Origin of the sequence: Methanosarcina vacuolata Z-761, assembly GCF_000969905.1 — an archaeon.
In the GTDB taxonomy this organism is placed as follows: domain Archaea; phylum Halobacteriota; class Methanosarcinia; order Methanosarcinales; family Methanosarcinaceae; genus Methanosarcina; species Methanosarcina vacuolata.
Genome location: NZ_CP009520.1, coordinates 535,328 through 555,769, shown reverse-complemented (window position 1 = coordinate 555,769; position 20,442 = coordinate 535,328). Strand labels below are relative to the sequence as shown.

The 20,442-nt window shown below is 41.8% G+C and carries 10 protein-coding genes; 5 read left to right on the top strand and 5 right to left on the bottom strand.

Annotated elements, in window-relative coordinates; all coding sequences use genetic code 11:
* Positions 1-331: 331 nt before the first annotated feature.
* From MSVAZ_RS02455 to MSVAZ_RS02435, 5 genes are all read right to left on the bottom strand, one after another.
* Positions 332-3,142: a DNA-directed DNA polymerase gene (locus tag MSVAZ_RS02455; RefSeq protein ID WP_048117617.1), complete on the bottom strand. Its 2,811-nt coding sequence runs from the start codon at positions 3,140-3,142 to the stop codon at positions 332-334.
* 118 nt (positions 3,143-3,260) lie between these two features.
* Complete coding sequence (locus MSVAZ_RS18635) at positions 3,261-4,784, bottom strand: tetratricopeptide repeat protein (RefSeq protein ID WP_052727850.1); 1,524 nt, start codon at positions 4,782-4,784, stop codon at positions 3,261-3,263.
* A 129-nt stretch (positions 4,785-4,913) separates the two neighbouring features.
* A complete protein-coding gene (locus MSVAZ_RS02445) occupies positions 4,914-6,179 on the bottom strand; it encodes a P-loop NTPase fold protein (RefSeq protein WP_048117613.1) in 1,266 nt (421 codons plus the stop codon).
* Positions 6,180-6,517: 338 nt separating this feature from the next.
* Entirely contained in the window at positions 6,518-8,572 is a 2,055-nt protein-coding gene (locus MSVAZ_RS02440) for a putative cobaltochelatase (RefSeq protein ID WP_048117610.1), read from the bottom strand.
* Positions 8,573-8,593: 21 nt separating this feature from the next.
* On the bottom strand, positions 8,594-10,303 hold the full coding sequence (locus MSVAZ_RS02435; RefSeq protein ID WP_232316192.1) for an S-layer protein domain-containing protein: 1,710 nt from the start codon (positions 10,301-10,303) through the stop codon (positions 8,594-8,596).
* A 557-nt stretch (positions 10,304-10,860) separates the two neighbouring features.
* Here MSVAZ_RS02435 and MSVAZ_RS02430 point away from each other — a divergent pair.
* The 5 genes from MSVAZ_RS02430 to MSVAZ_RS02410 are packed head-to-tail and all read left to right on the top strand — an operon-like array spanning position 10,861 to position 20,325.
* A complete protein-coding gene (locus MSVAZ_RS02430) occupies positions 10,861-11,442 on the top strand; it encodes a hypothetical protein (RefSeq protein WP_048117604.1) in 582 nt (193 codons plus the stop codon).
* Between the two features lie 29 nt (positions 11,443-11,471).
* Complete coding sequence (locus MSVAZ_RS02425) at positions 11,472-13,022, top strand: WD40 repeat domain-containing protein (protein ID WP_048117601.1); 1,551 nt, start codon at positions 11,472-11,474, stop codon at positions 13,020-13,022.
* 4 nt (positions 13,023-13,026) lie between these two features.
* Positions 13,027-14,742: an outer membrane protein assembly factor BamB family protein gene (locus MSVAZ_RS02420; protein ID WP_048117597.1), complete on the top strand. Its 1,716-nt coding sequence runs from the start codon at positions 13,027-13,029 to the stop codon at positions 14,740-14,742.
* An 11-nt stretch (positions 14,743-14,753) separates the two neighbouring features.
* On the top strand, positions 14,754-18,731 hold the full coding sequence (gene cobN / locus MSVAZ_RS02415; RefSeq protein WP_048117594.1) for a cobaltochelatase subunit CobN: 3,978 nt from the start codon (positions 14,754-14,756) through the stop codon (positions 18,729-18,731).
* Between the two features lie 16 nt (positions 18,732-18,747).
* Positions 18,748-20,325 (top strand): hypothetical protein, encoded by a 1,578-nt coding sequence (locus MSVAZ_RS02410; protein WP_048117591.1) that lies wholly within the window; start codon positions 18,748-18,750, stop codon positions 20,323-20,325.
* Positions 20,326-20,442: the final 117 nt, after the last annotated feature.

Sequence of the window (20,442 nt, the reverse complement as noted above, 5' to 3'; positions counted from 1 at the left end):
GACGCTCCCACCGTTACAACGATCAGACATTATCGGTTTTTCCGGAAACAAAAATATTGGATCAGGTTGAAGCAGAATATTAAACATTACCTGGATGGGGATGCACAACCACCGAAGTAGATAATTTTGAGGACTTGCCCAAGAATGTAAAAGGTTATAAAAAGGATTTAAGAGTTAGGGGGATTTCGGTCGAATACATCAGAATTGGTCCGGCAAAAAATAATGTTGAAATCATGTAAGCTGTGTTTTCTCGACAGAATGCAAAGGTATAAGAGCCCGAAGCAATGGAATCCATCATGCAAAAACGAGTACAGGATGTTCCTGTTTTAATTTAAGTCCAATCGAATAAGGAACGCTGCTCCGCACGCCCGTTCTCCGGGCACTGGACTTTCTCTTCCTGTGTTATTCCTTTGCTTTTCCGTTGAGAAGAAACCTTTTCTTTTTCCTGTTTTTTTACTTCAGGCTTCTTAGCTTCAAAATCAAATAGTCCTTTTTGTTTGGAATCAAAGTCAAGTGAAGACATCTTAACCCCGAAAACCTCAAGAATACGTTCCACCGGAGGGAGTATCTGCTTCTTAATATAGTAATCGACATCTATCGGGATGTTTTTCTCTCTTACATAATCCGGATCTTCAGCCCGATCAACAAAGAGTCCTTTTCCTGCGGTAATGACAAAAGGTATTCTTGTTCCTATAGAAGGTACGACCCCAGTCCTTTTTTTCAGATTTTCAGCAACCGTAAGGTGAGGCTGCTTGTTTTTATAACTCTCAATTTTCCTTGTAAGGGTGCGTGTGAGAACAAGGCTTTCGATAATATCCGAGTCTTTTGCCGGATCGAGATTCCTCACCTTGCTGACTATCTGGCGGACATGTTCTACAGCCTGATCAACATCACCTTTTATAAGCACAAGCTCAAGCACCCTGTTGAGAGTTATCGAGGTTAATTCACACCAGTCTCTTCGGACGGTTTCCATGCCTTTGACCTTAATCTTGTCTTCCCAACCTGAATTTTTTGGCTCAAAAAACCAGAGAGCATAGCGTTTCTTTGCGATAAGAAGGGCACGCTTCGCAATCGACTCAAATTCAAGTTCCATCGGGTCGGGCAAGGATGCAGAAACGATATTTGCAAGCCTGTTACCTATAAGGCTGACCTCTTCAAGAGAAAGATCTCCTCTGGATTTACAGTGGACAAAGACACTGTCAGTATCTCCGTAGGCAACCGACAGTTCAACTACCCTATCCTGGGGAGAGAGTTCTCCTGCTTCATCAAGGAGTAGAGCTGTTTTATTTCTGAGAATTATTTTTCCTATAGTGCTGTTAATAATTTCCCGCGTATTGAGGATATTGTTTCTTCCAAAGCTGGTTACGGCGTTTGCAAGAGTCAGGCTGTAAAGCCTTGCCCGGGCATACCCGGAATAACCATAAAAGCTGTTTAACAGGATTTTCAAAGCGAGTTGAGTAGCATCGAGTACTCTATACTCATTTTCATTAGAGGCCCCTCTCATCCTTTTCTTTGTCTGTGTCCTCTTGTTAAGCAAATCTTCAAGGATAGAAGGCACGATTCCCTTGTAAACCTCGGAAGGCACAAACTCTCCTCCCGACGGAGGTCTAATGGTCACACCATCTGACCTGTCACCCGTAACTACTGTAGTATAGCACAGGTTATGTGCCATCATTATAGTTGGGTAAAGAGACTTGTAGTCAAGAATAAGCACATTTTCCAGAAGGCCCTTCTTAGGCTCCAGGACTTCACCGCCCTTGAGATCGGAACTCATTTCATATCTCTCAGCCGAAACTCCGTCATCAGGCTTTGGAAGGAGAACTCTGTCGCGGAGCCCGAATTCTTTGAGAAGAAGCGTTTCAACCATTGAAGTCTGGCCTCCATCAACAACTTCCTGAAGCAGACTTCCGCTTACCTGGGCAAGGGCGACATATTTGTCAAGGAGTTTCAAATTAAGGATAAGTTCCAGGGCAAGCTCTGCATCCCTGCGTGAGTAGTCAATGAATTTTTGGAATTTTTCCCCTGTATCGAGCCAGTACTCTTCCATTTCAAGAGGGGGAACATCCAGCTTTTCACGGCTCAGAAGTTCCTTTGAAACCGCTCGCAGGGTGTACTGCTTCAGACTGAAAGCCCTTCTTACCAGAGGAAGTGCATCCACAACCACCCGGCCTTTCATTTCGGTGCGGGTAATAAGCCCGAATTTTCTGTAACCTATTTTGCTGCCATCCCGGCCGACAACAGGGTTTATTAATTTTCCTTCTGAAACCAGAGTTTTTACTCTATCCGTTATGTAAGGAATATCGAAATCCTGGTGATTATATCCAATTACAATGTCAGGGTCGTACTCACAGAAGATCTCGAAAAACTGATTTAGCATTTCAGTCTCGTCCGTGTAAGACCAAACATCGGAATTCAGATCCTTCACAGATTTTGCCAGAAGCACAAGGGTTTTATGTCCTTTATACTCAGGCTCGAAAGAAAAGCTGATCATGATTATAGGCGAAACCTCAGGAGAAGGCATTCCTCCATCAAGAGGCAGACATTCAATATCAAAAGCCAGATACTTCAGTGGGGCTAGAGTAAGATTTTCAACTTTATTGAACCCGGACGCAAGGAGTGAAGCATCGCATGTAAACTTATCACAGCGAGAACTGCCTGAACCATTTGTACGGATATATTTTGCAGGGTCAACGGCTTCTCCTTCTGTGGATACCCAGACCATACCTCCGAGATCTCTGTCAATTAAAAAACGATTTCTGAAGAGAATATCAGTCTCATAGACTTCCCATTTGCCTTCAGCCTTCAGCACTTCCTGGAGCTTCAGAATATCGTCCCTGATCTCGGGAACCTCTCTGGGCAGGTGGGTAGTAACCCTGAGCATCTTTGTTTTTGTTTTCTGATACCCAATAGGCTCGAATTTTTCTACAATTTCTACTTTTTTAACTTGCGTGAAAGTATCTTCGATAAGCCTGGCTGCGGTATTAAGGTCTCCAGACGCCTTGAGATAAAAATAAGGTTCAAAATCGGGAACAAAACAGCAAACGCTCTTCCCGTCCGCTCCCCTGCCAAAGAGACGGATTACGGGGCTGCTGTCATTAACGACTTCATAGTCTGCATCCAAGATCTGGAAATCCATAGGCATGGTTTAGGTTTTTAGATAGACATATATCTTTTGTTGTGTTTTTGAAAAAATCAGAACATATATAAAGAAAAACACAAGTTAAAAACTTGATAAAGAGTGAAGAATTTTGGAAAAGAAATTAAATTTTATTTACTTGTTTTTTAAGGGAGTTTAATTGGTGTTCACAAAAATCAATTATTTTATGATCTCTGAGTTCTTTGCCTATTAGAAGAGACATTTCAAGAAATTCAATTGCTTTATTTAGGTCACCAAATTGCAGATAAATAACGCCAAGATTGCAAAGCCATCTTGCTTCCCCGTGTCGATCACCAACTTCTCGCGAAATTGAAAGAGCTCGCTCAAAATATCCAAATGCTTTATTTATTTCACCAAGAGAGCCATAGGAACTACCAAGATTACCAAGAATTGATTCTTCGTTGCGCCTATCACCAACTTCTTGAGAAATTAAAAGAGCCTGCTCATAATATTTGATAGCTTTAGTAACTTCACCTAGATGGAAGTAGGAACTACCAAGGTTGCTAAGGAGCCCACCCTCATTGCGTCGATCACCAATTTCTCGAGAAACTACAAGAGCCTGCTCATAATATTCGATAGCTTTAGTAACTTCACCAAGATAATAATAAGAATTACCTAGGTTGCCAAGATTTATTCCTTTTCCACGCCGATCTCCAATTTTTCGAGAAATTAGAAGAGCCTGCTCATAATATTCAATAGCTTTAGTAACTTCACCGAGATGTAGGTAGGAACTACCAAGGTTTCCAAGAAGTACTCCATCACTGTGTTGATCACCGACTTCATGTGAAATAAAAAGAGCACGCTCATAATATTCAATAGCTTTCTTCACTTCGCCAACGTCACTACAGACATTCCCAAGTTTTCCAAGGACTGAGCATTCTCCACGACGATCCCCTATCTGCCGGGAAATTTTAAGAGATTCTTGAAAATAGGTTATCGCTTCTTTAGGATAGCCTCTGAGCAATTTAATCATTCCAAGCTTGTAATTCCAGTAAGCAAACTTTTGAGAATCAATTGTTCCTTTTTCGTGATATTCCTTCAATAGGCGAGAGTAATACTCCCACCTGTCTTCAAGTTCCTTTTTGCTTAAGGATTCAAGCTCCGTGTCACCAAAATCAATAGCTGCTCTTACAACTTCTTCTTTTTTCATGTCAAATTCAAGGACAGTGGTACGCCAGGAAAAAAAATCCGGCGCTTCTTTGAGGATTTTTGAAAGAGAAGTACTGTTAATCCAGATAATTACAGGATTTTCAATGGCCAGAAAGCGCTCCCGCATCATATTCAAAAGAAGAAGCGCTTCAGATTTTCCCTCAATGGTCTTTTTCTCTATTGCTTTATCCAATCCAAAAACGAAGAATGCTACTTTTTTATTTTCTTTTATGTTTTGAGTATATAATTCCGATGCTTTCGCCTCATTTAGTAACTTCAATAGATCAGGATAAGACTCACTCATGTTGATATCATAAATAAAAAGTTCGCCTTCCAGCCTTCTAACAGTTTCCGTATAGAGCGCATTGCAGAGAACTGGTTCGTTGCAGCGCACAAATACAATTGTAAGGTCTTCTGAGATACTTAGGAGAGTGACCAGTTTATCCAGTTTGTAAAGATGTTCAGGTTCAAGCTCCACGTTCACACCTCTTGAAGGCCTATAAGATTGGTTTCATTTATTTCTGGTAATGCAAATTTGGATAAAAAATTTGGATAATACAAAATCCAATTACTTTCTTCATCAAAGTATAAATTAACAAAAATAGTATTAATCGCTGCTTGCATCCTGCTCTAGCAAATGTTTCTCTTCAAGAATGGTACGGACAATAGGATGCAGGTCACACCAATTTCTCCCGTTTGTATATTCCAGGACGCTCAAATTGTGAAGCAGGCCTACAAGACCCTGATCCCGTTTTATACTTTTGGAATGGGAAACTTCAAGAAGAACGTCATAGTCTTCATCGCTTAGCTGAGCTTGAAAAGTATTCTTGAGATCATTGACCACTTCTTCTGCAACAGCCTTATCAATGACTGTTTTTCCTCTCGTAAGGGCAGTGACAGCCGAATCTCGAATAATTCTGATATAGTCCCTCAGAACTCCCCCACTCATATCAATGATATATTCAAGGGCTTCAGGTTCAAAGAGGTTAGAATTCACCCTTTTTGCGACGATCTCTTTCATGAGCGCACGCTCTTTTGATTCCCGGTTCACACTACCGTCTGGTTCATGGACTTTGATATTGGGATACATGATATCGTCACTGAAATTCATACGGATCTGCGTAAATCGGTCCGAACTTTTCAATGAGATTGGAAAGGTATATATGATCTTACATATTGGCTGAGATAGCTGCGTACCATGATTCCCAAATAAATCCAGGGCTTTATCAGGATCAGACTTTTCCAGATTATCAATAATTACAAGCACTTGCTTTCCTGTATCTTCAATTTCAATAACAATATCATTGATGATGCTGATTAATTCTGAAACTCGAGGACCGATTTCTTTTCTAATTTCTTTTCTGGTCTCAGTTTCGTTTTTCATCCAGGTGAAAATATTGATAAGAGCAGGCAAGCCAACTCCAAAACCAAGACCAGCCTTTGTACTGGAAATTAGATTTTCAGTTATTGTCTGTCCCCATTTATTCGCTCGCTCAACTAAATCGCTTCTGAGAAATATTTTATTTACCTTAGAACTTTCAATAAGCTGTGCGAGAATAGAAAGAAGTACATCAGTATAATTGATATCATTCAGATCCAGCAAGTCCAGAACATTATAGTTTACAACGAAAAACTTATCACTTAAATGTGAAACAAGTCGATTTAAAGCAGTTGATTTTCCTGAACCCCTGTGACCAGTGAACAGAATTTTAATGGGTTCTCCGGTCTCCAGTCCCAGCTCCAGGCGTGTTTTAAGCTTTGAAATCCGTGTCTCGTTTTCCCCAATTTTAACATAGTATTTCTTCAGTTCTTCATCAAAAAGCGCCTTATCGGGGTTAAACAAGTGATAAACAGATTTCAGATCATCAGTCATTACCAAGACTCCCTGTAAAATGCTTAATTTGGGTTCTGTAACTAGGTTCTGTAGCTAATCATTATTAAGAGTAATATTATAAGTATATTTACGCTTCCGGAACCACAAAGGAAGAGGAATCAACTGCAGAAAAACATAGTAAGATAAGAAAGATGGCTCTTCGTTGTTTTGTGTGGATATTCTCATAATATTCTCATAAAAACCAATGCGGTCTTGAATTGAAAATCATCTTATCCATAGGAAATGACGAAGAGCCAGAAAGATAAAACAAAAAAGTAAAGACTAACAGGTCATAACCTATAATTCAAGATATTGAGAACTTCCATTGACAAGTTTCTTCAACTTGAAAAGCTTCCAGAAAGAACCGAAAATTCAAAAGGAGCTGAAGACCGAACAGCTTCAACTATTGAATCTGCCTTCAGGTCCTCAAGTGCAAGATACATGGCTCCAAGCGCACTGGAAATTTCCTGAGCAAGCCCGAATTTAATAATGCTGCTTTCCGTATCAATAACTGCCGATTGTATGCATTCTTTTCTGAACATGGAAGCTATTGTTTTTGTCTCCTGGAGAGGAGGTTCACCATTCATACTGACATTTGCCCGTCCATCAGAGATCAGAACCATAAACGGACAGGTATCAGGATCGCGTCGGAGTTCTGCCTGTATGGTTTCATATCCTTTCATAAGCCCATGGGAGAGGGGAGTCTTTCCTCCGGTTGGCAGCTCCTCCAGACACTTTTGTGCCATTTCCACACTGGATGTTGGCGGCAGCAACAACTCTGCCCCTGCTCCCTTAAAAGCAATAAGCCCCACCTTATCACGTTTCTGGTAAGCGTCCATCAACATTGAAAGGACTGCACCTTTAGAAGCTACCATCCGCTGTTGAGCTCCCATAGAACCACTGGCATCCACAACAAAGAGTACAAGATTTCCTATCTTTTTCTCACGGACTTTTTGCCTGAAATCCGAGTCATGAATTACTATGGAGTTTCCGTGTTTTTCCCTTAAAAGCTGGTAAGGTGCAGCTGCCCTCAGGGTAGCATCAAAAGCAAGATCCGTGATTTTTTCCTCGGGAATTTTACTCTTTATATACCTGCCCTGTTTGGACTTCGTCAGGGTTTTGCTGCGCCGACCTGATCCATTTCGGTTATTTCGGAGAAAATCGGGAGAAAACTGCTTTACCTGGTAACTCTCTCCTGTTGCAAAAATAGTTTCGGAGGAAGCATCCGGTTGTTCACCGGTGCTGTCCTCTGGGTTATCTGATTTCTGCTCTTCGGGATGGGCCTGTTCTTTTCCTGACTGCTCGTTATGCTCTTTTTTTTGCTGTTCGTGTTTATTTTTTTCTTTTTCCTTTTCTTTTTCCCTTTGTTTTTCTATACTCTCGTTGAGTTTATCCTGCTTATCAGAGTGGTTATCAAACGGTTTTCTGCGCATACGGTGGGGAAGGACTAATTCTGCAGCTTCTTTTACATCCTCTTCAAGAACCTCAGTCCTGCCATTGAAAGCTGCAAGCGTGATTGAGGTTTTCATCATTGTGATGTCTGCCCTGTGCCCATCGACTCCCATATCAACGCAGATCTGGCTGATTAATTCAAGCATGTTATCTGAGATTTTTACTTCAGTAAGTAATTTCTGAGCAAGAAGAATCTGCCCGCAAAGCTCGGACTCTGCAGCCTGCCAGCTTGCTGCAAAAGCTTCGGGATCGGTCTCATAACTGAGCCTGTATTTGATAAGTTCCACTCGTCTGGCTACATCCATTATACCCTTTATATCTACGCATAAACCAAAACGGTCAAGTAACTGGGGTCGCAGTTCTCCTTCTTCAGGGTTCATGGTGCCTACAAGCACAAAATTTGCAGGGTGAGAAAAGGAAATTCCTTCTCTTTCAACAGTGTTTACCCCCATTGCTGCAGAGTCGAGGAGCACATCTACAAGATGGTCATCCAGAAGATTAATCTCATCCACATACAGGATACCCCTGTGAGCATGGGCAAGTACCCCGGGTTCAAAGCGCTTTTCCCCTTTTTTAATAGCATGCTCTATATCAAGAGTCCCTACAACCCGGTCTTCGGTAGCACTTACAGGCAGATCCACAACTTTCATTTTTATAGAAGAGCTCTTAAGAGCCCCAGCTTTTACCTTTTCCAGGCATTCTTCACACATTGCATTTATGTCATGAGGATTACAGCGGAATTTACAGCCTTCAACTACCTCGATTTCAGGAAGGAGATTAGCCAGTGCCCGGACGGCCGTTGACTTGGCAGTACCTTTTTCACCCCTGACCAGAACCCCTCCTACTTTAGGATTTATAGCGTTCAGGATCAGGGCTTTCTTCATTTTCTCCTGTCCGACTATTGCAGTAAAAGGGTAAATAGTAATGTTATGATTTTTCATGATTTAACCTCACTATATATTTCAGTTTCCGAGAAGGTATTCTTCAACACTCATAGTCGGGATAGCACGCTGAGTGACTGTGGGAAGAACAGAATCCACCTTTTCCACCTTATTCATGAAGGGGAAAAAGGTAACATTGAGATTCGTTTCTGTCTTCTTTTCAAAAGATCCAAGGTGGATTTCTTCTGTAACCTCAAGGTCCGAACCAAAATTGAGAGCATTTTCATTTTCAAGCCGGATTTTAGGGGAAGTTTCAACAACAGTAAGTGCCCCGAACATATCCCCGACCTTTATTTCAAGAGGACTTTCGGAAAAGTGTAGAGGATATTTTAGGCTTACACCAGAGCTTCCGTTTCCTTCCAGGACATTATCCACATATACGGAAAAGAGGGGGACTTCAATACCATTTATTGTCTTATTGTACAGGAGAGTATGTGTACCCAGGTCAGCGGACTTCCCGGGAGATATTATACTTGAGTAAACAGAAATATTATTTTTCAAAACCGCCAGGTGGACTTTATCCGAGTCTATGCCATCTACTCTCAGGGTGTACCCTTCTCCAAGGTTCCACTCTTCCCCGGAATAGAGGCTTCTGCTATTGTCATCATCCAGAAGGACATTTATGAGCCCCTGATCGTTTCCAAGATATGCATATTTCTCACCATCCCATCCAAGTACAGAATATCCGCCATCAAAGGCGTTTTCCCCATAATTCCTCATCTCCGGGTTTTTGTATGGAACCTTGACAGGGGAGGATTCATAAACCAGACCTCCTTCAGGAATCCAGTTGTCTTCAGCATTAAGATTAAGTTCAAGTCTTTCTGTACTGAAATTGTTTTCAAGGTCATAATAGAGCATACCAAAAGAATCAGCTGTCCAGACACAGGAGTCCGGAGAAGAATCCGAGCGGTTTACAGTTAAAGATGTACCTTTTATTTGATATGACTTGATAACGTCTTTAGTCATATTGTAAGAACATGCCCTGTATACATTATCAGCCACTCTGAAATCGATCAAATCTTCAAGGATTGTAACATAATCTCCAGGCTGCATCCTTATAGGCACTCTGTTTTTCAATTCGATCTTTTTATCTGTAGCCTCAGTGACCTCAAAATTACCATACTGGTCCCCAACGTTAATCTCAATAGGTGCAGTCGAATACTGGTTTACACTTGAGAGACTCACAATTGGGTCCTCACTGTCAAGAACCCGGCTAAGAGTTCCTTCAAGAACTGTATATTTAGTGCCGTTTATTGTAGCATTGAAGTTGAACTTTGAACCTTCTTCAAGAGATTTCGTAGTAACTGGAACGGAGTTTTGCTGAAGTTCAAGGAGAGCAGAATCATTGTTTACCCCCTGAAGCACCAGTTTGTAGCCATTTCCCAGGTCATAATCATTCCCCCGTTGAAGATCACGGCTTCCAAAACTAACCAGGTTTTCAGTGATCAAACCATCTTCAAAGACCTTGTATTTCTTCCCAAAGAAAGCCGTTGAACCATAACTGATTTTTGAGGTATAAGTTGCATTTCCCGTATCAATAAGCCCGTCTTCAGAGAAATTAAGCTCCAACGACTCATAGTATGTGCCAGTAGAAGTTGAATAATAAAATCCAGGGCAATTTTCCCCATTAAGAATTGTATGTTCTCCGGCTGAAATACTTATAATAGGGCCTCGTTGTTCAATAGCACCTTTCACAGGAGTAATAGCAATTAAAATTGCTAAAATAAACAAAATAATATAAAAACTGACAGAGATTCGGTTTTTTTTGTTACCATTAATCATAAATGTGAAAAATATTGTAGCAATATATATCAATTTCGTTTTTTTAAAGCGTATAAAAATTATATATTACAAAGATCCCCAAGATCAAAGGAAATATAAAGTAAATGAGATTTCCTTCCTAGAATACAAAGCCAAAATAAAATAATTAATTGGCCTTATCTAGATTGGAATATAAAAAATACATCAAATTCGCATATAGTAGGCTAAGTGATCGGTTACGTTAAAATGACTACTTCAATTGACTGCGCATCTCGAGTCACATATATGCATACATAAATAGCGATAAAAGTAATACTTTTAGTATAAATCGTATTTTGAACTGAGATAAATATATCAAAATTAACTAATTAGAAACAGAAAATTGAATAATTAAAGGGTAGTTAGTTTGTATTTGATAAAAATTTGTTCAAATATAGTAGCCATAATTTTTATTTTATTATTACTATATGAGAGAAATATAGAATATTTTCGAAATGTTTATTAATCACTTATTATATGGGTCAATTATGATCTCCAGAAAGACTATAATATTCGGATTTATAGTCCTGAGCCTTGCAGGCTTGATAATTTATTTTCAAATAGCGCCAGAAAAAAAAACTGTGTATCAGGAAGACTTCAAAAACTGCAATTTTGAAGGCGAGTTTCTAAAATGCGAAGATGGGGCACTGTATTTTAAGACAACAAATTCAGCACAGACAGGGGAAGGGGTCTGGAGTAAAAATGTGAGCATATCTCCAGGAAAAATTTCCTGGAACTGGGAAGGACAGGATCTGGATAAATTCAGTCTCTGGTTAAAAGTGACATTCAGTGATCATAAATCTATTTACTATGTTGCAGCAGGAAGCATGAACCCGCAATCCGAAGGTGAATATTATAGGGATCAGGAAAACAGAAGGCGATTTTCACCATCGATTATAATCTCAGGAATCCCAAGGAGTACAGTTGAAAGAGATCTCGTTGAAGATTATAAACAATACTGCGGACCTGCTGAAAATATAAAGATTGAAAAATTGAGTGCAGGTTTTGGAGACAACAGTACGCAACATCAGAATATTCTGAGTATCTCAAACCTGAAGATATACGGATAACAATAAAAGGTAATCAAAGGAGTCTGAAAATGAAAAAGAATAGTGTTGTGCTGATACTTATATTTTCATTTATATTTCTGATCTGTTCAGGATGCACCTCTTCACATATTGTAGCCTCCGATGAACAGGGAAATAACAGTAGTGAAGAGATATTGAAAAATGACAGTGTTCAGGAAAGCAGCCAGCTGAGTCAGAAAAATCTAACTTATTCTGAAAAATCTTCTCCTTACCTTTACTGGGAGTATGAACTTGGAGACATAAATCCAGAAAATCTCAGTGAAGGAAGATCAAATGTCCAGGACTATGTGGCTTACTCCGAGGACGGAAAATATGTAGCTGTTGGGACCGGGAAAAAACTGACAGTTATTGATGTGCCAAACAAAAAACTGCTATGGGAAAAGGCCTTAAAAGGAAATGTTTCAGACATTTCGTTCTCGAAAGACGGAAAGTATCTGCTCGCAGGGGAAAAGAGTACTGACGGATACATTTATTCTCTGGATGCTGGTACAGGAGCTGAAATTCACAGCTATAGAAGCGCTGATGACCTGGGAACCAGTACGAATCCAAAATATCAACCCTGCATATACAAAATAACGGCTGCTGACGATGATGTGTATATTGCAGCAGGTCGATACTGGAAAGAATCTGGTTATAGTCTGGCTTCAAGAGTGTACAGGTTTAACCCGGATGGAACTCTTTCATGGAAATTACCGTCAACAGAAAACTACGCCCAGAGCGTAAACTGGATCGACTCAAGCCAGGACGGGAAAAATGTGGTTTTTTCAACCGGAGACTGGACAAATTCCCTTGGACTTGATGCAGTCGTCTATTCAGTAGATGACAGCGGAAATCTCCGTTGGAAATACGAAATTACGCCTCTCAAACCTTACTTTGTTTCTGCAGCCATCTGGCACGGACTTGATATTTCAGATGACGGGTCCATGGTAACTGCCTATACAGGGGATGGAAGAAAATACCTGTTTTATGATTCCGAGATGACGAACCCCGGAAACGGAAAAACCGCATGGGACATGAAAACCCCGGGAGACGGGAGGAACTCGCGGGACACCTATGATTGGCAATCCAATGTAACAGTTCCAGAAGAAGTTGAGGGAAGCTACATCTATGCCTACGGGGAAGAAGCTAAAATTTCCAGTAAAAATGAGACGCTTTACCTTACAGGAGCCACGCTTCCTGCATATTATCCCGACAACATATCGGTGGCACATCCCCTTGAGAACACTCTTGTATCAAGTGAGGTTGAGAAAGGAAACACGTCCTGGACTTATTCCCTTGGAGGACGCTGTGCAGGGATTTTCTTTTCTCCGGATACCAGATTCTTTGTCCTGCCAGTAGGGAAAGATTCGGCCTCGGGCAATACTCAGGTCCAAGGAATTCATGTTTTTGACAGCCAAAAATCCGGAAACGGACATTCAAGGTTAATCTGGAAATATAATACAGAAGGCGTTATTGTAGATGCTGCGATTTCTTCCAACTGCACAGTTGCTGCAGTTGAAGCCCCTCTAAAGCTTGAAAATGGGGATGTGATTGGAAAACACAGGTTAATAATTGTCAGGTGAGAAAATGAAATGGAAAATTTTGATAGTCCTGCTTATCCTAACTGTAATTACTGCCGGATGCACTGAAAAAAGCCAGGAGTCCGAGAACAGTAAAATTGCTCAGGTTTCCGAAGGTGTCCAGAGCGGGGATGAAAGTGGCAATTCCGAGGCTGGGGCACCTATAGATTCAATAGTATTTTCCAGGACCGGAGCTATGATTACTCTAAAAGAAGAGGCAGACATTTCACAGGTAAAAATTTCTTCTGCCAATAACTCTACCGAGTCAATAGATATTGAAAAAACGGAGAAACAGGTTTTTGCAGCTTTTGACTGGGAACCCGACACTCAATATAAGTTTGAAGTTATCACAGGCGACGGGGCAAAAAGTGATCTGGAAGTGTATGCACCTGAAAAACCTGCTTTGAAAGAAGAGTATGCTATAACACTTGAGGATGTAACTCCCGGACCTATCGATAAAACCTCAGCAAATGTAGAGGGTGTGACAAAGTTTTCTCCTGACAGCAAATACCTTGCCATAGGAACTAATGGAGGATCTCTAAAACTTATAGAACTTGCAACAGGTAAAAAAGTATGGGAAAAACAGCTTGTTGAAGGCATAGCTGATGCAAGAATTGCGGATATAGAATTCTCCGAGGACGGAAAAAGCCTGATTGTGGGAGAAGAAAGCCCTGATGCTTTTATCTATTGTTTTGATTTAAATGGCACGGAAATCTGGAAATATGGAGCAGGACAAGACCTGGGTTCAGACCTTGACCATCTGCCAGCCATGAAAAAAATAAAACTGGATTCTGAGGGGAATATCTATGTTGCTGCCAGTAGAGCCTGCGGCTACATAGGAGAGAAATACAAGTACCTGGGTAAGGTTTATTCTTTTGACTCCAAAGGCAATTTGCGCTGGAAATTCCCTGAATCCGAATCTATGGACTCCGGAGTTACATGGATAGATAACACCCCTGACGGAAAATACGCTGTATTCGGGACAACCTGCTTTGCAAAAGCCGACAAATGGAAAGATGGAACTGTGCATGTTCTGGATGGAACCACCGGAAAAGAGTACTGGAACTATTCAATCCCGCCCCTTGAGCCATTTTTTGACTATTCTGCAATATGGTACAGTACCCAGATTACTCCTGATGGAGCAAACATAATAACAATGACCAGTGATGGACGAGCCTTTTTATTTGACAATTCCAAAATCATGGAAACCGGTGTACCCGAAGTAAAATGGGAGACAAACATTTCAACCCCGATTTTAGTAAGCGGAGTCCCAATTTACGGCAGTTCGAATTACGCCTATATTATCAACAATACCCTTATTTTCTCAATAGGCAGCACTTTCTCCAAAGATAAAAACAACGATGCTCCTATAGAACACCCCAACGGAAACAGCCTCTTTGCCTATGATACTGGCGGAAACCTGCTATGGAAATGGAGATTGGATGGCTATGCAGGGGAATGTGCACTGAATGACAGGTATCTAGTTATTCCTATAGCCCAGAACCTGGTGACCGAGGATAGAAATGTCCACGGAGTGTACGTCTTTGATATATCAAAAAGTGGAGGTTCAAACTCTAAACTTGTCCAGGTTTATAACACCAAAGGGATTACAGTAGCAGCTGATGTCTCACCTGATGGAAAATATATTGCAGCCCTGGAAGCCCCTGCAAGGCTTGATGACGGCACAGTGCTGGGAGAGTATAAAGTGCATGTTCTTACGTAAGAGGAAAAAACATGAAAATTGTTTCAATAACGTGGAATTCCTATATCCCTACTCTCCTCAAAGCTGCAGGAGACCTTGGCATAGAGCTTAAAGCCCACTATTCAAAGATTCTGGAAGATAATCCGGAAGAAGCTGAGAAAGTTCTTCTTGAATGCGAACATGCGGATGCAATCTTTCTATACTATATATCAAACCCTTTCTGGGAAGAGTTCTATGAAAAGCTTGAACCGTTAAAAACGAGGGTACCTGTAATCTGTGTAGGGAGTGATCCCTCCTCATTTACCCTCTCTTCGGTGAAACTTGAAATTGCAGCTACATGTTTTTCTTACATAATATATGGAGGATTGGAAAACTTTGCCAATATGCTGCGCTATATCTTAAAGGAAGTATTAGGATGTGAGATTGAAACAAGACCTCCTGAAAAGATACCATGGGACGGGTTATATCATCCAGAGGCAGAGAAAACATTCTCAAACATTGAAGAATATCTTAACTGGTACGGGCCTTTGAAAGATAAAACCGTGGGTCTGCTCATCTCCAGAACTTCCTGGGTAAATAATGAACTTGAGATAGAGAAAAACCTGATAAAAAAGTTAGAAAATCTCGACCTATCAGTTATCCCTATTTTTGCATATTCTTTGAAAGACGAGGAACTTGGAAGCAGGGGCATGGATGAGGTCATAGAGGACTATGTCATAGAAAACGGCAGACCCATAATAGATTGTCTTATAAAACTTTCTCCTTTTTTTATTGCAAGCAGCAAAACTGAAAAAAGGAATACATCGTGTGCAGCAAAAGGTATAGAAGTGCTGAGAAAACTTGACGTTCCTGTTTTCCAGCCTGTAATTTCACATTATATGACTGTTGAAGAATGGCAGGAATCAATGGGGTTAAGCACTGAGATTGGATGGAATGTGGCCCTTCCCGAATTTGAAGGCGGAATTGAACCCATCATAATAGGAGCAGGCAAAAGAGAAGGAAATTACATGGGACGTTTTCCTATCGAAGACCGCTGCTCAAAACTGTCATCCAGAATTTTTAAATGGGCCGAACTCAGGAAAAAGCCGGTCAACCAGAGGAAAGTTGCCTTTATCCTTCACAACTACCCCTGTTCAGGTGTTGAAGGTTCTGTAGGGGGTGCTGCAAACCTTGATTCTCTCGAAAGCGTGGCAAGAATACTGAACCGAATGCAGGAAGAAGGCTATGCCGTCAATCCCCCTGGAGACGGAAAAGACCTTATTGAGACCATTCTCGAGAGAAAAGCAATTTCCGAGTTCAGGTGGACTCCCATTAATGAGATAGTAAAGAACGGCGGGGCTCTGGCTTTTGTGGAAAAAGAAGAATATGAGAAATTTTTCAACACCCTGAGCCCAAAAGTAAGGCAAAGGGTAATTAATAGCTGGGGAAAACCTCCCGGAGAAGAGGTAGACGGCATTCCTGCCGCCATGGTCTATGATAATAAGATCGTTGTGACAGGAGTGCAGTATGGAAATGCCGTTGTTTGCGTGCAGCCAAAGCGAGGATGTGCAGGTTCCAGGTGTGATGGAAAAGTCTGCAGGATCCTGCATGATCCGGATGTCCCCCCAACCCATCAGTACCTTGCAACTTACAGGTATCTTGAAAACACCTTTGGAGCCGATGTGCTCGTACATGTGGGGACCCATGGGAATCTTGAGTTTCTGCCTGGAAAAGGAGTTGGGCTTTCAGAAGATTGTTATCCTGACATAAGTATCGGGACTATCCCCCATCTTTATATTTATAATTCGGACAATCCCCCGGAAGGTACAATTGCCAAACGCAGAAGCCTCGCTTGCCTGATAGACCATATGCAGACTGTCATGACCTCGGGGGGGCTTTATGATGATCTGGCGGAACTTGATAGGCTGCTTGGAGAATACGAACAGGTGAAACACGACAAAGGACGCGAACATGCCCTGAAGCACCTGATCCTTGACGAAATCAAAAAATCTAATCTGGACTCCGAGATAAAAGCCGATCATCAGACTCCTTTTGAAGAAATAATAAGAAAAGCTCACGAAGCTCTTGGAAAAATAAGAAACAGCCAGATCCACGATGGAATGCACATCTTTGGACAGGTCCCTGAAGGCGAGAAAAAAGTTGAATTCATAAATTCGATTTTAAGGTACGATGACAAGGGAAGTGTGGGAAACAAAGTCTCGATTAGAAGGTTGATCGCAGAACTTCTGGAACTTGACCTTGATGAACTGATATCTGACCAGAGCCGGATATCCGATAACGGAAAATCAAATGGACAGTTACTTGAAGAAATAGATTCTCTTTCTAAAGACTTTATAAGGACATTTATAAATAACCCGGAAAAAGAGCCAGCACTGATAATCAAAGAGATTTTTGAAGGAAAAAGCTTTGAAGAACAGAATAACAAAGGAAAAAGCTCTGAAGAACAGAATAGCAAAGAAAAAAGCTCTGGAGAACAGAATAACAAAGGAAAAAGCTCTGAAGAACGGAATAACAAAGAAAAAAGCTCTGAAGAACAGAATCGCAAAAATCCGGGTATAAATTCCTCACTTCTTCAGGATGCTGCTTCGGTCTGCAGCAGGATTCTTGACCTTGAATCCAGAATAGACGATTCTCTTGAAATTGAAGCCCTTTTACACGGTTTTGATGGAGGATACATCCCTGCCGGCCCTTCAGGCCTTATCATGCGCGGAAGAGACGATGTGCTGCCAACAGGCAGAAATTTCTATTCACTTGACCCAAAAAAAATTCCGACAAAAGCTGCCTGGAGAGTGGGACGGCAACTCTCAGAGGTTCTGCTTAATAAGCACATAGAAGACGAAGGCCGGTATCCTGAGAATGTGGGATTTTACTGGATGGCAAACGATGTAATGTGGGCTGACGGAGAGGGAATGGCCCAGATTATGAGCTTGCTCGGGGTTGAACCAATCTGGCTCAGCAATGGGCACCTGAAAGGGTTCTCTGTGATCCCCCTTGAAGAACTGGGCAGGCCCAGGATAGACATTACGATCCGGGTTTCCGGAATTCTGCGGGATAATTTTCCAAACTGTCTTGAGGTTATAGACGAGGCAATCCAGGCAGTGGCTTCCCTTAATGAACCTGAAGAGATGAATTATCCAAGAAAACACAGCCTTCAGATGGTTGAAGAAGGAGTAGATTCCAGGGATGCTACTTTAAGGATCTTTTCGAGCAAACCCGGGACTTATTCAGCCGGGGTTCAGCTTGCAATCTATGCGAGTGCCTGGAAAGACGAAAAGGACCTGGCAGATATCTTCCTTTACTGGAATGGGTACGCCTACGGAAAAGACGCAAAAGGCAAGGAAGCTCACACTCAGCTTGCATCAAGCCTTAAGACTGTGGATGCCACCTTTAATAAAGTGGTAAGTGACGAGTACGACCTTTTAGGATGCTGCTGTTACTATGGAGTTCATGGGGGCCTTACAGCTGCAGCCAGGCAGGCTTCCGGAAAGGATGTAAAAGTCTACTTTGGAGATACAAGAGAGCCGCAGCATGTTGAAGTCAGGGACATGGCTGACGAAATGCGAAGAGTTGTAAGAACCAGGCTCTTAAATCCGAAATGGATCGAAGGCATGAAACAGCATGGATATAAAGGCGCACAGGACATTTCAAAAAGAGTGGGAAGAGTCTATGGCTGGGAAGCCTCCACCCAGGAAGTGGACGACTGGATTTTTGATGATATCACAAAAACCTTCGTGCTTGATGAAGAAATGCGTCGCTTCTTTGAAGAGAACAATCCCTATGCCCTCGAGGAAATGTCCAGACGGCTCCTTGAAGCACAGTCAAGAGGACTCTGGGACCCTGACCCCGAGCTTCTTGAAGAGTTAAAAAAATCCTATCTTGAGATCGAGAGCTGGATGGAAGAACTGGCAGGAGAAGGAGAATTTCAGGGTGGAGCTGTTGATATAATTAGTTCTGAAGATGTCCCTGACTGGGACGCAAAAATGAAGGAAATCCGAAAAATCCTCAAATAAGAAAAAAGGTAGCGGAATGAAAAATATAGGTTTTTTCCTCCTCGTACTTGTGCTAATCGTACAGCCCGTAACTGCACAGGTTCAGCAGGAGGACTTCAAACCTGAAGATATGACTACATTCATAATTCAGGTCCCCCATGGGGTAGAAGGGAATGGCCTTGCAGTTGGAAACAGCACGCTCTCTGCATATCTTTTCTTTGAAAGCTATTATGACGGAAATATGAATGTGACAGTGGAGCTTAACTTACCGAAGGGTTTTGTGCTTCGCGAGACTCCAGTTCATTCATTCTCACTTCAGACCGAGTATGATGACTGGTACAGGCTTATTGATTTTTATATACCTGCGGACACGCCCTGCGGGGTTTATAACATAACTGCAAAAGCAGTTGTTGATGTGGAAGGAACAAAACATACTATTGTGCGTACAACCCAGCTTAAAGTTGCTTCAAAAGAAGAAGTCGCAAATGAAGTTTCAGTGTCCCAGCTAATCGTACCTTCAGATGAAGACGGATATGGAGATCCCAGCCATCCCTCCAACACCCTGGTTGTCCAGGAAACGTCCCCTGCACTCAAAAAGCTGCTAACGGTTACAGACCTGAAAGTAGAGAAAGACGACCTCACTTCAACCTACATGGGGATAGAGCTTACAAATGCCGGAAATAGTACAATTCCTGTCATAGTCACATATGATATTCTTGACGCAAAAACCGGTGAACCTGTAAAAGCATTTAAGCCCGAGATTATGGGAATGAAAGCAGATACCGTGTGTTATGCCACCGTAACCCTCTCTCCAGGTTCAAGTTCGCTGATAAGCCTTCCAATGTATATATCTCCGGATGCCATGGGAGGAGACTACCTTTTAAGGGTCAAGGTAAAACTCACAGGCAGCGACTGGATTGCAGTAACAAAAGAGCAAAAAATTGCTGCAATCTCAAGGCGCTGGGGGCCTATAATAACTACGTTTACCGCCTCTTTGCTCGGGATTACTGCTCTGGGCTTTTTCCTCTCAAGGCCCAGGGAGATAATGGATAGATTTAAAACCCGCAACCTTGTGTTAATTGCTCTTTTCGGCACCGTTTCTTTTGCAGCCATAAACCTGCCTATGACCATCCTGTGGGAGTTATCCCATGCAATCTTCGGGCCATTTAGTTTCCTGTTCACAGGGCTCTTCAATGAGATTCTTCTTTACATGCTCATTGCCTCTCTTGTGGTCCTTATCCCAAAACCAGGAGTTATAAGCCTTTTTATGATGGTCAGGTTTCTACTTGGAGGTTTCATAACAGGGAGTTTCACCCCTATAACTTTTATAACACTGTCAGTCAATGCGGTACTTCTGGAACTTTTGCTGTATACTGCAGGTATAACCGGTAAAAATCCAGCTCCAGATAACAGGCTCAGGATGGGAATTCTTTGCGGGTTTGCTGATATGGCCGGCAGCTATGTATCCTTCAGTGTCTGGATGGTCCTCTACAGACTTTTCTACAGTGACTGGTATATAGCTGCAAATATCCTGATCGACGGGTTCCTCTACACCTTCATAGGAACCTGGTTTGGAATCAGCCTTGGAAATAGACTAAAAAAGGTGGCAGAATGACGCGAACTTTGGTCAGTTTTCCCGGCCTCTGGTCAAGCTTTCCCTCGGAAAGGTTTGCGCCATTGCCTGGAGTTTTCACTCAAGCCTTTTCTCAAAAGGCTTGCAAGTAAACCTTTT

Excerpts from the sequence above, each read along its gene's own strand:
- MSVAZ_RS02430 (WP_048117604.1), top strand. The coding sequence starts at position 10,861 with ATGATCTCCAGAAAGACTATAATATTCGGATTTATAGTCCTGAGCCTT.
- MSVAZ_RS02420 (WP_048117597.1), top strand. The coding sequence starts at position 13,027 with ATGAAATGGAAAATTTTGATAGTCCTGCTTATCCTAACTGTAATTACT.
- MSVAZ_RS02425 (WP_048117601.1), top strand. The coding sequence starts at position 11,472 with ATGAAAAAGAATAGTGTTGTGCTGATACTTATATTTTCATTTATATTT.
- MSVAZ_RS02445 (WP_048117613.1), bottom strand. The coding sequence starts at position 6,179 with ATGACTGATGATCTGAAATCTGTTTATCACTTGTTTAACCCCGATAAG.
- cobN (WP_048117594.1), top strand. The coding sequence starts at position 14,754 with ATGAAAATTGTTTCAATAACGTGGAATTCCTATATCCCTACTCTCCTC.
- MSVAZ_RS02455 (WP_048117617.1), bottom strand. The coding sequence starts at position 3,142 with ATGCCTATGGATTTCCAGATCTTGGATGCAGACTATGAAGTCGTTAAT.
- MSVAZ_RS02410 (WP_048117591.1), top strand. The coding sequence starts at position 18,748 with ATGAAAAATATAGGTTTTTTCCTCCTCGTACTTGTGCTAATCGTACAG.
- MSVAZ_RS02440 (WP_048117610.1), bottom strand. The coding sequence starts at position 8,572 with ATGAAAAATCATAACATTACTATTTACCCTTTTACTGCAATAGTCGGA.